The sequence below is a fragment of the Marinobacter sp. CP1 genome, from assembly GCF_001266795.1.
GTDB classification, from domain to species: Bacteria; Pseudomonadota; Gammaproteobacteria; order Pseudomonadales; family Oleiphilaceae; genus Marinobacter; species Marinobacter flavimaris.
In genome coordinates, this window is the sequence record NZ_CP011929.1 from 4,359,700 (window position 1) to 4,374,341 (window position 14,642).

The following is a 14,642-nucleotide window of genomic DNA, read 5'->3' on the forward strand; positions in this document are numbered from 1 at the left end:
CACAGGGCAAAGGAGACTGTGAAATGAGCAAGATCATCGAAGTAACCGATACAAACTTTAAAGAAGCGGTCGAGCAAAGCGAGCAGCCGGTGCTGGTGGATTTCTGGGCACCGTGGTGTGGGCCATGCAAAACTGTTGCACCAATGCTTGAGGAGATCGCCGATGAGTTCGGCGAGGCGCTAACCATCGCCAAGGTCAACGTGGACGACAGCCCCGAGATTACTGCAAGAATGCGTATCCGGAGCATTCCGACGCTGGCTCTCTTTGATGACGGCGGAATGATCGCCCAGAAAACCGGAGCCGGAAGCCTGGGTGAACTGAGAACCTTTGTAAAAGGACATCTGTAAACCGGAACCAAAGCTTCCCTAGCGGAGGCTTTCTGCGTTCTGTGGGCGGCAAAAGGTCTACAGGAATACTGCAATTGCGGTTGTGTGTAATCCGGGCCAGACTTATGCCGGTTCAATCGCCCCAGGTATATGGAATGAAAACACAAGAACTACAGTTGTTGTATATTTTTGACGCCATCATGACCGAGCGGTCGGTGACACGCGCAGCAGACCGGCTCGCCATGACGCAGCCGGCGGTTTCCAATGCTATATCGCGAATGCGTCAGATCTGGAACGATCCTCTTTTTGTGCGAAAAGGGCGTCAGATTGAACCCACGTCCTATGCATTAAGCCTCTGGGACCAGGTCAGCGATCACATGTTTGCACTGACCAACGCGGTCAGCGCAACCCAGTTTGATCCGAGCACGTCAAACCGCACCTTTCGTGTTGCGGTCACGGATGCCATTGTTGAAATGATCTGGCGTCAATTGGTGCAAATGCTTGAAAGCGAAGCGCCCGGTGTTGATGTACACGCGGTGCCTTACACACCCGAAGGCACCCACGCCGATCTGAGAGAAGCCCATGTTGATGTGGCGGTGGGCGTTTTATCTCAACACGATTACAGCCTGCGAAGCACCTGGCTTTTCGAGGGGGGCTACGTGCTCGCCATGCGCGCCGATCATCCGCTGGCCGGTCGACAGATTACCATGGAAGAATTCCTTGAGGCGCGACATCTTCTGGTAAGTATGTCAGGCGATGCCCATGGCTTCGTGGACAGCTATCTCGATCAGAAGGGTATGAGCCGCCGGATAGCGGCGACTGTTAATCATTTCTCAACCGTTCCGGCAGTACTCAGAGAAACCAACCTCATTGCTGCTGTCCCTGAATTGATCAGCCAGGATTGCGGTTTCGTGAATGGCCTTTGGATGGGTGAGCTTCCCTTCGACGTCGATCCGACGAGTCTATACCTGATCTGGCACGCCCGTCATGACCGGGACCCCGGCGTCGTTTGGCTCCGGGAAAAAATGGAGAATCTGCTCCAGGACCGGTGGCATGACATCATGGCCAATTCTCCCTGTGGACGGCACCAGCTCAAGGCAGTCTGAGTCGGTGCAACGATTCAGGCGGTGGAGGGTAGCGCTATGGCGACCGTTTGTGGTGGTTGCCCGTAAAACCGCTTGAACTCCCGGCTGAACTGGCTGGCGCTTTCGTAGCCAACCAGAGATGCGGCCTGGCTGACCTTCACACCCTGATCCACCAGCAGCTCCCGGGCCCGGGTCAGCCGAATCCGCTTGATGTACTGAATGGGGGACTGGGCAGCCACTTGCCGGAAGTTGCGGTGGAAGCTCGCCGGACTCATGTTGGCAAGAGCGGCCAGCTGTTCGACATCCAGCGGTTCCGAAAAGTGCGTATGGACGTGTTTGAGCACCGGCTCCAGTCGGGAAAGTTGGGTGTTATGCCGCACCAGATCCACCAGCGAGGCGCCGTTCGGGCCCCGGAGCGCGTGCAGCAACAGTTCCTTTTTCAGGCCCGGTCCGAGGGCCTTGGCCGCCAGCGGGTCATTCAGCGCCTCGGCCAGCCGAACCACGCTGGCGTTGAAGGCGCGCGTGGCCGGAGCCACGTACAAGGTGTGCGCATTCAACGAAGGAGCGTTGGCACCGCCGGTCTGACGGCACTCATCAAAAATCCGCACCAGCTCATGCAATGCCGACAGATCCAGGTCCATGACCAGGGAGAGCAGGGGACCATCGGGTAGTGTGATCGCCTCGCAGTCAGCGGGCGTGGGCAGGGTAAGCACCAGGTAATTGTCGGGGTTGTACTCGTACACCTGGTTGTCGAGAAACACCCGTTTGGTGCCTTGGGCCATGATAATGATGCCCTGGCTGTAACAGAGCGGCTCTCTGCCCGTGGTTTCGTTGCTTCGGTAGACCCCGACGCCCTCAATCGGTGTTGGGTTGTAGCCCTCGGTCGCTGCAAGTGGGGCCAGCAGTTGGGCGAGTGTGGGCATCGGTCGGTCTCCTGAATGGGTGAAGACGCCATCTTACCTGCGATGCATTAAAATGCCTAGTCGTATCGTTAATGATAGGAAAAGGCATGCCATTGATCGAAATGCCCATTCTGATTTGGTCTTGCGGCGATACAATCTCTCCACGCTTTGATGAGGAGAGAGGATTATGCAAAATTTTGATTTCTACAATCCAACCCGGATTGTGTTCGGCAAAGACCGTCTGCAGGAGCTGGATCAGCTCATTCCCAAGAATTCTCGGGTGCTGGTTCTGTACGGTGGCGGCAGCGTCAAGCGGTTCGGTACCCTCGATAAAGTTCTGGCCGGCCTGGGTAATCGGACGGTGTTCGAGTTTGCCGGCATTGAGCCCAACCCGCGCTACGAAACCCTGATGGAAGCGGTGGATCTTGTCCGCCGGGAAAGCGTCGATTTCCTGCTGGCCGTTGGCGGTGGCTCGGTGATGGACGGCACCAAGTTCGTGGCCGCGGCTGCGCCGTTTGAGGGCGACGAGGAAAGTCTGCTGGAGCATGGCTTTGCCGGCCTTCCAGTGGAACAGGCACTGCCACTCGGCACCGTCGCCACCCTGCCGGCGACAGGCTCTGAAATGAACATGGGCGCCGTCGTCTCCCATAAGGGCGGGAAATGGCCGGTAATGAGCCCGCTGTTGTATCCGACGTTCTCGTTCCTGGACCCGTCGCTGACCTTCTCCCTGCCCACCAGGCAGGTCGCCAACGGCGTGGTCGACGCCTTCGTGCACGTGGTTGAACAGTATGTAACTTATCCGGTCAACGCACAGATTCAGGACCGCACCGCTGAAGGTATTCTCAAGACCCTGATCGAGGTGGGCCCGGTCACGCTGGCCAACCCGGAGGACTACGATGCCCGTGCAAATCTGGTCTGGGCGGCTACCTCGGCGCTGAATGGCTACATTGGCGTGGGCGTTCCCCAGGATTGGAGTACCCATATGATCGGGCACGAACTGACCGCCATGTTCGGCATCGATCACGGGCAGAGTCTCGCTATCATCCTGCCGTCGGTCTGGAAACTCCGTAAAGAGCAGAAGCGGGAAAAACTCCTGCAGTACGCCGAGCGAGTATGGGGCATTGTCGACGGCTCTGAGGAAGAGCGCATCGACCAGGCCATCGCCCGAACCCGTGCATTCTTCGAGAGCCTGGGCGTACACACTCGCCTGGATCAATACGGGGTCAAAGAAAATCAGGTGGCCGACATCGTCGAGGCGTTGAAAGCCCATGGTATGACCGAGCTCTCGGAGCGGGGCGACATGACACCAGAGATCAGCCACCAGGTTTTGATCGATGCCTTCAGTGAGTGAGAAATCCCGGAGCATCGATCGATAACCTGCCCGAAGTGAACGCTGTTCTGTATGATGCGAAGCCATGAAGAACGCGCGATCAAAAATCCAACTGAAGAGTTACAGCGATCATGGGCAAACACACGCCCATGATCATCATCAGTTGGTGCTGCCCTTGGTGGGAAAACTTTCTCTGTCGGTAAATAGTCGGGCCGGGGAAGTGGCCGAGGGCAGAGCGGCGATCATCGCCGCCGGTCAGGATCACGATTTCGAAGCCCGGGATGACAACCGGTTTGTGGTCGCAGACGTTCCAGATGGCTTGGCTCCGATGCTGGACCGTCTGCCCTGTTTCGTGCAGCTCGATGCCGGACTGGAGCATTACGTGCAGTTTCTCCATGCCCAGTTGCAACAGGGCGCGGAAGGCTCTCAGACTCAACACCAGATGTTGCTGTTGCTGATCCAGCTGCTGCATGAGCGCTTCGGAGACCGTTTACGGCTGGATCGTCGAGTGGACGTGGCGAAACGCTTCATCGACGAACATTACCATCAGAAGATCACCGTCAATCAACTGGCCACCATCGCGCACCTGAGTGTGCGGCAACTGAACCAGCTGTTCCGGGAGCAGGTGGGCTTGACGCCCCATCATTATCTGACCGAGTTGCGGATGCAGACGGCGTGGCAACTGCTCGAGCGGGGTGACCTGTCGATCCAGCACATCGCCGACGCCGTGGGCTATAGCTCACTGTCAGCCTTCAGTGATCGATTCGCCCAACATTTCGGGCACTCTCCCAGTCATTTTCGCCGACTTTCGAAATAACCGTTCCGAATTCTGAAAGCCTGCCCATCACCGGCTCAATAAGCTGTTGCGTCTGAACTGATTGATCTCTGACTGAGAGGACGCAACTATGACCGCGGCATCCGCCACCTGGATTGGCTCAATATCGGTGCTTTTATGGGGCACCCTGGCTCTGCTGACCAAACTTACCGGCGGGCAGATTCCGGAATTTCAGCTCATGGCCATGACCTTTACACTGGCTTTTGCACTGATGTGTGTCCGTTGGTTCAAGGGCGGGCACTCGGGCATCCGCTTCGCGAAGCAATCCGCATTTGCCTGGACCATCGGTGTGGTGGGCCTGTTCGGCTATCACTTTGCCTACTTCAAGGCCATGACCCTGGCACCGGCGGTCGAGGTCAGCCTGCTGGCCTATCTCTGGCCGCTGTTCATTGTCCTGTTTTCGGCGCTCTTGCCGGGCGAGTCCTTGCGGGCACAGCACATCGCCGGGGCGGTGATGGCACTGGTTGGCTGCTGGTTGCTGATCGGTCGGAATAGCAGCGGCTTCAGTGCCCAGAATCTGGATGGCTACTTAGTGGCGTTCGCCTGCGCCTTGATCTGGTCGTCCTATTCGGTGCTCAGCCGTCTGGTAAAATCTGTGCCTACCGATGCTGTTGGCTGGTTTTGTGGTGTTACCGCGGTCCTGGCTTGGATGTGCCACCTGATGTGGGAGCAAACGGTGTGGCCGGATGGCGCAAGCCAATGGGTCGGAGTGGTCGGGCTGGGCCTTGGTCCCGTGGGCATAGCCTTTTTCACCTGGGATTACGGGGTAAAACACGGGAACATCCAGCTGCTGGGAACCCTGGCATACAGCGCACCCCTCATTTCGGTCATCTTGCTCATCGTTTTTGGCTTCGGCGAGGCAACCATGGCCGTCGCAGGTGCCAGCACGCTGATTGTGTCCGGATCACTGGTAGCTGGAAAAACCCGAAACACAGAGACTGCCAAAACTGTAAATCATGAAGCTGTGTAACAACGGAGGATGAAGAATGATTTCCTGGGAAGATTTTGAAAAAGTGGAATTACGGGTTGGCACCATTATTGAAGTGCAGCCGTTCCCTGAAGCTAGAAAACCGGCCTACAAACTGAAAGTGGACTTTGGCCCGGAAGTGGGCGTGCGAAAGTCCAGTGCCCAGATTACGGAGCTGTATTCGAAGGAGGACCTGCTGGGCAAGCAGGTATTGGCTGTCACGAACTTCCCTCCGAAGCAGATCGGTCCGTTCGTCTCTGAGTGTCTCGTAACCGGGTTCAAAACCGAAACAGGCGTGGTAACGCTGGTAAGCCCTGATTCTGAGGTCGAGAATGGGGAACGGCTGTTTTAATCTAAAGAGTGCGGTTCGCTGCGTTCCCGGGCTTTCTCTCCTAGAGAGTCGATCAGCGCCCTGACTCTGAGGACGTTCTGGCTCTCCAAATCCCCCTCCTGCATGAATCCTGAGCATTATCACCAGTGATGATGAGTGCAATACCGCATGGTGATTATATTTACCCTGCTCGAGCAAAGATAATTCCCGTCACGAACGACTCCGGCGCGGGTTCGAGGACAAACCTGTCCGCGCCGGCGCCGAAGTCCCCATCATGAACGATTAAGGATCGAGTCCATGACTTATCGAATTCTTGCCGTGCTCAGCGCGGCTGTGTTTGTTCTTGCCGGCTGCGAAAGCGCAGCTCAGGGCACCGCGAGCCAGCCGGAGCCGCCTTCGGTAGAGGTGGTTGCCGCTGCCAGTGCCCGGGTTCAGCCCCAGAAAACTTACACCACCCGTATTGAAGCCCCAGAAAACGTCGAGCTGCGGCCCCGACTGTCTGGTGTGGTTGATGAGGTGCACTTTGTAGAAGGCCAGAAGGTGAGTAAGGGCGACATCCTGTTCCAACTGGATGACCGTCACCTGACAGCCCGAGTAGAACAGCTTAATGCCGAACTGGCCCGGGCAAAAGCGGCGCTCTATCAGGCCACGGCGGAAGCCGAACGGGCAGGGCGGCTGCTGCGGAGCAACGCCATTTCTGAAGAACAGGCTGAACTGCGGGATTCCGCGCGCCAGCAGGCTGAGGCCGAGGTGTCCTCCCTCAACGCGCAGCTCAAGGAGGCGGAACTGCAACTGAGCTATGCCACGATCCGTTCGCCAATCGACGGGGTTATTTCCCGGGCCAACATTACCGCCGGAAATACCGTGACCGCCAACCAGAGCCGATTGACCACCATCGCGTCGAATCAGGACCGATACGCCTATTTCGATATGGATGAGGGCACCTGGTATCGATTCTTCCGCGCCCGTGATCGCGCCCTGGGCGCGCCGGTGCGTATTCAGCTGACCGGTGAGCAGGACTTCCCCCACGAGGGCGAGATCGACTTCGTTGATAACACTATCGACACCAACACGGGCACCCTGCGTCTGCGCGCGGTATTGGCCGATTCCGGAGAGGCTCTGGTACCGGGTGCCTTTGCCCGTGTGAAGGTTGCCGTGGCCGCAACCGAGCAGAAGATCATGGTTCCTGATCGTGCCATCGCAACCGATCTCGACAGCCGTTTCGTACTGACCGTCAACGAGCAGGGGGAAACGAGCTACACCCCGGTCACCGTCGGTGAGCGTTTCGGTACCTTCCGTGTGGTTGAGCAGGGCATTGCCGAAGGCGATGTGGTGGTGGCGAACGGGACGGCCAAGGTAGGTCCTGGCATGACCATCGCTCCGGTCATGCTGTCAGAAGCACCGTCCGACGTGGCCTTCACACTTGAAGAACACGCACCGGAAGTTCAGCAGACCGCTGGCGTAAAGTTCTGAGGCCCGAACGATGAAATTTCCCCATTTTTTTATTGACCGGCCAATATTCGCCTCCATGCTATCCCTGATCATTCTGATCGGGGGTGGCATCTCTCTGTTCCAGTTGCCGATCAGTGAGTATCCGGAAGTGGTGCCGCCCACGGTGGTGGTCACAGCCAACTACCCGGGCGCAAACCCGAAGGTGATTGCAGAAACGGTCGCGTCACCGATTGAGGATGAGATCAACGGCGTGGAGAACATGCTGTATATGTCGTCCCAGGCAACGGCCGATGGCCGTATGACCCTGACGGTAACGTTTGCGCTGGGTACTGATCTCGACAAAGCGCAGGTTCAGGTCCAGAACCGGGTTGATATTGCTTTGCCCCGTTTGCCGGAAGAGGTGCAGCGCCTGGGTGTGGTGACTGAGAAATCATCCCCGAACCTGAGCATGGTTGTTCACGTTCACTCTCCGGATGAGAGCCGGGACATTACCTATCTGGCCAACTACGCCGAGCTGAATCTGAAAGATGAACTCTCCCGCCTGGGCGGCGTTGGCGACGTTCAGTTGTTCGGTGGCGGTGAATTTGCGGTCCGTCTCTGGCTGCAGCCGGATGAACTGGCCGCCCGGAATCTCAACGCCTCGGATGTGGTGAACGCTGTCCGTGCCCAGAATCGCCAGATTGCAGCCGGTACGCTTGGTGCACAGCCTGCACCGAACGACAATCAGTTCCAGTTGATGCTGAACGTCCGCGGACGCCTGACCTCGTTGGATGAGTTTCGGGACATTGTTCTGAAAATCGGTGACAACGGAGCTATCACGCGGCTCTCTGACGTTGCGAGAGTCGAGCTGGGCCAGAACACCTACGCCCTTGAAGCGGGTCTCGATGGGAAGCCGGCGGTTGCCATGGGGATTTTCCAGCGCCCGGGGGCTAACGCCATTCAGCTTTCCGACGATGTTCGGTCAACCATGGCGCGGTTGTCGCAGGATTTCCCGCAGGGCGTTGAGTATGAAATCGCTTACGACCCGACTGTGTTTGTTCGCGGCTCCATCGACGCGGTCATCACCACCTTGTTGGAAGCGATTCTACTGGTTGTGCTGGTCGTGGTGTTGTTCCTGCAAACCTGGAGGGCGTCCATTATTCCGCTCGTTGCGGTGCCTGTATCACTGGTGGGCACCTTCGCCGTGATGCAGTGGTTGGGCGTTTCCATCAACACGCTGTCGCTGTTCGGAATGGTGCTGGCGATCGGTATCGTGGTTGATGACGCCATCGTGGTGGTCGAGAACGTGGAGCGGAACATTCACCGGGGGCTCTCGCCTCGTGAAGCCACCAAAGTGGCCATGAACGAGGTAACCGGCCCGATCATTGCCATTGCACTGGTGTTGTGTGCGGTCTTCATTCCGACGGCCTTCATTTCTGGTCTTTCCGGTCAGTTTTACAAGCAGTTCGCATTGACCATCACGATTTCAACGGTGATCTCCGCTTTGAACTCGCTGACCCTGTCGCCGGCGTTGTCGGCGCTGCTTCTCAAGGGCCACGACGAGAAGCCCGACCGGCTTTCCCGGGTTCTGGAAAAGGTGTTTGGTCGCTTTGTGTTCCGCCCGTTCAACCGGTTCTTTGACCGAACAGGTAATGCCTATGAAGTTCTGGTCAAGAAGCTGATCCGCTACAGCGCCATCGTTGGCGTGGTGTATGTCGGATTGACCGTTTTCGCCGGTGGCCTGTTCAACGCGGTACCGGGTGGTTTCATTCCGCAGCAGGACAAACAATACCTGGTCGCAGTTGCGCAGCTGCCGGACGCCGCGAGCCTTGACCGGACCGTGGACGTGGTCAACGAAATGCAGCAAATCGCGCTGGAGACCGAGGGTGTGGCAAACACCATTGCGTACCCGGGCCTGTCCGTGAACGGTTTCACCAACAGCCCGAACAGCGGCATCGTGGTCCTGCCGTTGACCGACTTTACCGAACGCACGTCTCCGGAGCTCAGTGCGGGGGCGATTGCAGGCAAGTTGAACGGCGCGTTTTCAGGCATTGACGAAGGGTTTGTGGCGGTGTTCCCACCACCACCGATCCTGGGCCTGGGCACCACGGGTGGCTTCAAACTGCAGATCGAAGATCGAAGCAGCAAAGGGTTTGAAGCCTTGTTCGATACCCTGCAAACCACCATCAACGAAGCTCGCAAGCATCCGGCATTGACGGGTCTTTACTCCAGCTTCCGGGTTCAGGTACCCCAGTTTGACCTGGATATAGATCGGGAGCGAGCAATGCTGCTTGGCATTCCGCTGGAGTCCGTGTTCGACACACTGCAGGTGTATCTGGGGTCGGTGTACGTCAATGACGTGAACATGTTCGGCAGCACCTATCAGGTGATTGCCCAGGCCGAGTCCGACAAGCGCCTTGATCCGGAGCACATTCTGAATCTGAAGGTTCGCAACCAGCAGGGCCAGATGATCCCGCTGTCCGCGGTGATGAGTGTCGAATCGACCATCGGCCCGGATCGTGTGATGCGGTACAACGGCTATCCAACGGCCGAGCTCAACGGGTCTCCGGCCCCGGGCTTCAGTTCGGACCAGGCTCAGGCTGCTATCGAAGAGGTTCTAGCACAGACTCTGCCCGAGGGCATGGCGTTTGAGTGGACCGAGGTGACTTATCAGCAAAAACTCGCCGGCAACACCATGGTCTATGTGTTCCCACTGGTTATCTTGCTGGTATTCATCGTGCTGGCCGCTCAGTACGAGAGTCTGCGACTGCCGTTTGCAATTATTCTGATTGTGCCGATGACCTTGCTGTCGGCTCTGGCCGGGGTATGGGTGACCGATGGTGATAACAACATGTTCACCCAGATTGGTCTGATTGTTCTGGTGGCATTGGCGAGTAAAAACGCCATCCTGATGGTGGAGTTCGCCCGTGACCTCAATCTCCAGGGACACAGTCATTATCAGGCCATTGTCGAGGCCTGCCGTTTGCGTTTACGGCCGATCCTGATGACCTCGATTGCCTTCACTGCAGGTGTGGTACCGCTGGTGCTTGCGACCGGAGCGGGTGCGGAGATGCGTCACGCCATGGGGATAGCGGTGTTCTCGGGAATGATTGGTGTCACCGTGTTCGGCTTGCTGTTCACCCCGGTGTTTTACGCGGTGATTCAGCGTGCCAAGGCCGATACCAGGACGCCCGCCAACACCAAGGAAATACCTGAACAGATCACGGAGAATGACCATGCATAAACGGGCGGTTAGTGTCTTGCTGGGGTCTGCGCTGCTGGTTGGCTGCGCTGCAACCCCGGATTATGAGCCCCAACAGGAGGCGAACGAACGTTACCTCGACAGCCTCAGTTTCGGTGTTCAGAGCACAGACGCCACCACAGCGGAGTGGTGGAAGAGCTACGAGGATGACCAACTCAATCAACTGGTCGAGGTTGCGCAGGCCGCTAACCTCGATCTGTTGGCAACCCGGCAACGGGTCCGTCAGGCGCTTGCGGACCTGGGTGCGGACGAGAAACGGTTGCTCCCTCAGGGCGGAGTAACCGGCGAATACGAGGCGATCGATCGAAACAGTGTTCAGGAATCCTCTGCCGTCGGTTTGGCGGGCACCTGGGAAGTGGACTTGTTTGGCCGGCTGAGAGCGCTGATCGATGCCGGTGAAGCCAATCTTGAGGTTGCTCTGAACAACCAACGAGCGGTGTTGAAAGAAGTCACCGTTGGCGTTGTCCGAGCCTATCTGGAGTGGGAAGCCGCTCGCCAGCGGGTCCAGTTGATCAAGGCGGACATCCGGGCATTGGAAGACACTCGGGAAGTCATGGCCCTGCGCGTGGAGGAAGGCATTTCGCCGAATCTTGATCTCGCCCGCGCAGACACGCTGCTGGAACAGCAGCGTGCCAAGCTTCCTGACGCGCGAGCCCAGCTCTATCGGGCCAAAGCGGTGCTGTCCGTGCTCGTCAATGAAGATTCCGAATCGCTGGTCCTGAAGCCTGCCTCAGGTGCACTGGCCGCCTCCTTTGGCGTGCCGGCGGCCGGGCGGGCGAACGAAGCCATGCAGTTGCGTGCGGATATCGGCGGTGCGCTCGCAGCACTGGCCCGGGATGTGGCGGTTGGCAACGCCCTTCGGGCAGAACTCTATCCCCAGTTTTCGGTCGAGGGATTTCTGGGCTTGACCAACGTGGCGGAAGTGTCCGATGGCTTTGAGGGTACCGGCAGCATCGCTCCTCGCATCTCCTGGTCTCTGTTGAGTTATCCGGTGATACTGCAACGGGTCGAAAGCCAGAATGCAGTCTCGGAAGAAAGTTACATCCGTTATCGCCAAACCATCATTGATGCGGTCGCCAGTGCTCGGGTTGCGATCTTTGCTTACGGGCGGGCCTTGGAGGCTGATCAGGCAACGGGCAGGGCGTTTGAGGCAGCCAACGAATCGTTCACCATCGCCAGAACTATGCATCGTGAGGGTGCCATCGGCTATCTGGATTTACTGGACGCCAACCGAACCTTCATTTCCGCTCAGCAGGACCGGCTTTCCGCCAGATTGTCCTATGCGGCGGCCCAGCTTGGGGTGATTGAGGAATTCAGTGGGGTTTGGTCGTCGGAGGCGCACCGGCGAATGCTGAAGGCAACGGGTGGCGAGTCTTGAGGAAGAGGGTATGGTTTAGCTGAAAAAGGGGAAGTTCCGGGCTTTAGCGGCAAGAAAGGAAATGGCGCTTTCAAAGGTCATGTTTTCTCCGCAACGAAAAAGGGGGCTAAAAGCCCCCTTTCTATACTATGCTCCGACTCAATACTATGCTTCGGCTAATTCTTCGAGGTAAGGGTAGTCAATATACCCCTCCGCTCCCTGGGTGTAAAAAGTCGAGGGATCTGCTTCATTAAGCTCGGCCCCAAGCTTCAGGCGCTCCGGAAGGTCCGGGTTGGCAATGAAGGGCACACCAAAGGCGACAGCGTCGGCCAATCCGGATTCGATGGCCTGTTCTGCTTCTTCACCGGTGTAGCTCATGTTGAGGATCAACTTGCCCTTGAAGTGCTCGCGGACCGGGGTAATCACGTCTGCTTGCTGCTCCCCAAAAAAGTCGCTGCGCATTAAATGAACAAAGGCCAGGCCGTAGTCGTTCAGACGCTTGGCGAGCCAGGTGACCAGGCCGACCGGATCACTGTCCTTCATGCTCTGGAAACTGTTGAGCGGGCTCAGTCGAACACCGACGTTCTCGGAACCGAACACTCCGGATACGGCTTCAATCACCTCCAGCAGCAGTCGGGCGCGATTTTCGATCGGGCCACCGTAAGGGCCTTCTCGATGGTTGGAACCATCACGGAGGAACTGGTCCAGCAGGTAGCCGTTGGCGCCATGAACCTCAACACCGTCAAAGCCGGCGCGCTTGGCATTCTCGGCGGCGGTGCGGAAACCGTCGATGATGGCCGGGATTTCGTTGTCAGCCAGTGCGCGGGGAACCGTGTAGGACTTCTTGCCTTCCGGTGTGTGCACTTCATCGCTGGTGATGGCAATGGCGCTGGGCGCTACCGGATCCTTCCCGTTGTTTAACACCGGGTGACAGGCGCGGCCGCCGTGCCAGATCTGCAGATAAATCTTGCCACCTTTAGCGTGTACCGCATCACTGACTTTCTTCCAGCCTTCAACTTGCGCCTCGGAATAGATGCCAGGCTCGCGCCAGAAGGCTGAATTGCCTTCGATGGCCATGGTCGCCTCGGCGATGATCAGGCCGGCAGACGCACGCTGAGCGTAATACTCAACCATCATGTCCGTGGGAACGTGATCAGCGTCGGCACGGACGCGGGTGAGGGGGGCCATGAAGACCCGATTGGCCAATTCACTGGCGCCCATTTTCAGGGGAGTAAAAAGTGTGTTCATAGCATCCTCGGGAAATATTGTGCAAAACCATAAACTATCCGCCCGTGGGCCGGGCGGACTAATTCGGATGAGATATATCAATCATCATCCTGGCTGATGCGACAGGCTGGAATCCGCCTTCGCAAGTTTCCCTTGGGGACAGGTTCGATGATGACGTAGCCATCGCGCATCATCGTCTCGAAATCCTGCTCGATCTGCGTCTATTGCGTTCGGGACCTGGCTAGAGCCTGTGATGGGTTTTCGTGGTCGGCTGGTTGCAAAGAGCCTGCAGACCAACCTGATTTTTGCCTGAACCCCGCGCACTTCAGTAGGGCACCTACTTCGGTATACGCCTATATTTTCGGTTTGAAAATAAGTGAACGTTCATTTATTTTAGGCCGACCAATTTGAAGCGTTGAGCAGACAAATGCGGCAAAGAGACGACTCGAAACGAATAGCCTTCCTGGAAGCTACCGTGAGGGAAGTAGCAGATCACGGTTTTTCAGCAACCTCGGTTGGCAAGATAGCCAAGGCTGCGGGTTTGTCACCAGCCACGCTGTACATCTATTACGAAGATAAAGAACAGCTTTTATTGGCGACATTTTATTACGTCAGCGATTAGGTCATTGATGCGGCGCTGGACAGTTTTTCTCGCGGGAAAGATCTGCGTGAAGGACTGCGACGCCAGTGGCACACACTGTTCCGGATCGGCCTTGAGCGTCCGGAACTATTCCGCTACCACGAGACGTTCACGCATTCTGCTTGGATGACTCCCGAGATCCAGGCACGAAACGAAAGCCGAGCCGCAAATCTTTTGAATGCAGTTGATCAGGGAAAGCAATCCGGGCTGATCAAACCGGTACCTTTTCCACTTCTCGAAACGTTTATGTTCCGCCCGATTTACCACCTCGTTCAACGATGCCTGCAAGGGTCGTTCGAAGGTACCGATGAGCATATCGAATTAGCGTTTAATATGGCTTGGGATGCGGTTGCCGATCGTCGGAATACCTAATTTTTTCGGGTATCCGGAATTTCTGGTTGATAAAATGCCAAAGATGTAAAGAAGAAAATCTTTCTCAGCGGATTATCTGATTGATCCTCTTCAGCCTACTCTACTGCCAATTTTCTGTTTCCACCTTCGCCTGAGTCTTCATAGCGATGCTGACTAGGGAGGACAGCGAGAGCTGGGCAAGCGTCAAAGCGGTTCTGGTTCATGCGCAATCCGAACACCTGCACAACATTCCTCTTGTAAGAAACCGATCAAATTCTCTAGGTGCCCATACTCGGGTATACAGACAATCGTGCGGCTATGTTTCTCCTGCCGGATCAGCCCTACCTTGGCCATGCGCGCAAGGTGATGTGATAGCGTCGAAGCAGGAATACCCAGCCCCTTCTGGATATCTCCGACCGAAGCCCCATCATGGCCAGCTTTGACCAGAAAGCGGAACACGGACAGTCGGTGACTATTCCCTAGCTCAGCTAAGCTGGCTGCAACCTTTTCGTGATCCATAGCACGCCCCAATAATTCGATGTTTCTAGAATTATAGTTGACAGGTCGGATAAACGAAAGTAGGCTGCGTACATCATTT

At 56.9% G+C, this 14,642-nt stretch carries 14 protein-coding genes; 11 read left to right on the forward strand and 3 right to left on the reverse strand.

Annotated elements, in window-relative coordinates:
- Positions 1-23 precede the first annotated feature (23 nt).
- Positions 24-347, forward strand: a complete 324-nt coding sequence (trxA, locus tag ACP86_RS20135) for a thioredoxin (protein ID WP_008172259.1) — start codon at positions 24-26, stop codon at positions 345-347.
- A 134-nt stretch (positions 348-481) separates the two neighbouring features.
- Entirely contained in the window at positions 482-1,432 is a 951-nt protein-coding gene (locus tag ACP86_RS20140; RefSeq protein ID WP_053115235.1) for a LysR family transcriptional regulator, read from the forward strand.
- A 14-nt stretch (positions 1,433-1,446) separates the two neighbouring features.
- Here ACP86_RS20140 and ACP86_RS20145 read toward each other — a convergent pair whose 3' ends face one another.
- Entirely contained in the window at positions 1,447-2,334 is an 888-nt protein-coding gene (locus tag ACP86_RS20145) for an AraC family transcriptional regulator (RefSeq protein ID WP_053115236.1), read from the reverse strand.
- 166 nt (positions 2,335-2,500) lie between these two features.
- Between ACP86_RS20145 and ACP86_RS20150 the strand changes: the two genes are divergently transcribed.
- The 7 genes from ACP86_RS20150 to ACP86_RS20180 all read left to right on the forward strand — a co-directional run bounded on the left by ACP86_RS20150 (position 2,501) and on the right by ACP86_RS20180 (position 11,847).
- Positions 2,501-3,664 (forward strand): iron-containing alcohol dehydrogenase, encoded by a 1,164-nt coding sequence (locus ACP86_RS20150; protein WP_053115237.1) that lies wholly within the window; start codon positions 2,501-2,503, stop codon positions 3,662-3,664.
- 157 nt (positions 3,665-3,821) lie between these two features.
- The gene (locus tag ACP86_RS20155; RefSeq protein ID WP_227507768.1) at positions 3,822-4,460 is read left to right on the forward strand and encodes a helix-turn-helix domain-containing protein; all 639 of its coding nucleotides are present in this window, start codon (positions 3,822-3,824) and stop codon (positions 4,458-4,460) included.
- A gap of 88 nt (positions 4,461-4,548) precedes the next feature.
- Positions 4,549-5,448, forward strand: coding sequence for a DMT family transporter (locus tag ACP86_RS20160; protein WP_008172268.1), 900 nt, complete (start codon positions 4,549-4,551; stop codon positions 5,446-5,448).
- 16 nt (positions 5,449-5,464) lie between these two features.
- Positions 5,465-5,797 (forward strand): tRNA-binding protein, encoded by a 333-nt coding sequence (locus ACP86_RS20165; protein ID WP_008172270.1) that lies wholly within the window; start codon positions 5,465-5,467, stop codon positions 5,795-5,797.
- A gap of 276 nt (positions 5,798-6,073) precedes the next feature.
- The gene (locus ACP86_RS20170) at positions 6,074-7,249 is read left to right on the forward strand and encodes an efflux RND transporter periplasmic adaptor subunit (RefSeq protein WP_053115239.1); all 1,176 of its coding nucleotides are present in this window, start codon (positions 6,074-6,076) and stop codon (positions 7,247-7,249) included.
- A gap of 10 nt (positions 7,250-7,259) precedes the next feature.
- Complete coding sequence (locus ACP86_RS20175; protein ID WP_053115240.1) at positions 7,260-10,451, forward strand: efflux RND transporter permease subunit; 3,192 nt, start codon at positions 7,260-7,262, stop codon at positions 10,449-10,451.
- Positions 10,444-11,847 carry a TolC family protein gene (locus ACP86_RS20180; RefSeq protein WP_053115241.1) on the forward strand — a complete coding sequence of 468 codons (1,404 nt, stop codon included), beginning with the start codon at positions 10,444-10,446 and terminating at the stop codon, positions 11,845-11,847. Before ACP86_RS20175 ends, ACP86_RS20180 begins: the two co-directional genes overlap by 8 nt.
- 144 nt (positions 11,848-11,991) lie before the next feature.
- On the opposite strand, the gene ACP86_RS20185 is transcribed toward ACP86_RS20180, so the two are convergent.
- The gene (locus ACP86_RS20185) at positions 11,992-13,074 is read right to left on the reverse strand and encodes an alkene reductase (protein ID WP_053115242.1); all 1,083 of its coding nucleotides are present in this window, start codon (positions 13,072-13,074) and stop codon (positions 11,992-11,994) included.
- Positions 13,075-13,528: 454 nt separating this feature from the next.
- Between ACP86_RS20185 and ACP86_RS23340 the strand changes: the two genes are divergently transcribed.
- On the forward strand, positions 13,529-13,675 hold the full coding sequence (locus tag ACP86_RS23340; RefSeq protein WP_264752498.1) for a TetR/AcrR family transcriptional regulator: 147 nt from the start codon (positions 13,529-13,531) through the stop codon (positions 13,673-13,675).
- A gap of 15 nt (positions 13,676-13,690) precedes the next feature.
- Positions 13,691-14,065 (forward strand): hypothetical protein, encoded by a 375-nt coding sequence (locus ACP86_RS23345; protein ID WP_227507912.1) that lies wholly within the window; start codon positions 13,691-13,693, stop codon positions 14,063-14,065.
- A gap of 183 nt (positions 14,066-14,248) precedes the next feature.
- Here the strand turns inward: ACP86_RS23345 and ACP86_RS20195 are convergent, their stop codons facing one another.
- A complete protein-coding gene (locus ACP86_RS20195) occupies positions 14,249-14,563 on the reverse strand; it encodes an ArsR/SmtB family transcription factor (protein ID WP_000349485.1) in 315 nt (104 codons plus the stop codon).
- Between the last annotated feature and the right edge of the window lie 79 nt (positions 14,564-14,642).

Coding starts and splice junctions, on each gene's coding strand:
- trxA (WP_008172259.1), top strand. CDS start 24: ATGAGCAAGATCATCGAAGTAACCGATACAAACTTTAAAGAAGCGGTC.
- ACP86_RS20140 (WP_053115235.1), top strand. CDS start 482: ATGAAAACACAAGAACTACAGTTGTTGTATATTTTTGACGCCATCATG.
- ACP86_RS20145 (WP_053115236.1), bottom strand. CDS start 2,334: ATGCCCACACTCGCCCAACTGCTGGCCCCACTTGCAGCGACCGAGGGC.
- ACP86_RS20150 (WP_053115237.1), top strand. CDS start 2,501: ATGCAAAATTTTGATTTCTACAATCCAACCCGGATTGTGTTCGGCAAA.
- ACP86_RS20160 (WP_008172268.1), top strand. CDS start 4,549: ATGACCGCGGCATCCGCCACCTGGATTGGCTCAATATCGGTGCTTTTA.
- ACP86_RS20165 (WP_008172270.1), top strand. CDS start 5,465: ATGATTTCCTGGGAAGATTTTGAAAAAGTGGAATTACGGGTTGGCACC.
- ACP86_RS20170 (WP_053115239.1), top strand. CDS start 6,074: ATGACTTATCGAATTCTTGCCGTGCTCAGCGCGGCTGTGTTTGTTCTT.
- ACP86_RS20175 (WP_053115240.1), top strand. CDS start 7,260: ATGAAATTTCCCCATTTTTTTATTGACCGGCCAATATTCGCCTCCATG.
- ACP86_RS20180 (WP_053115241.1), top strand. CDS start 10,444: ATGCATAAACGGGCGGTTAGTGTCTTGCTGGGGTCTGCGCTGCTGGTT.
- ACP86_RS20185 (WP_053115242.1), bottom strand. CDS start 13,074: ATGAACACACTTTTTACTCCCCTGAAAATGGGCGCCAGTGAATTGGCC.
- ACP86_RS20195 (WP_000349485.1), bottom strand. CDS start 14,563: ATGGATCACGAAAAGGTTGCAGCCAGCTTAGCTGAGCTAGGGAATAGT.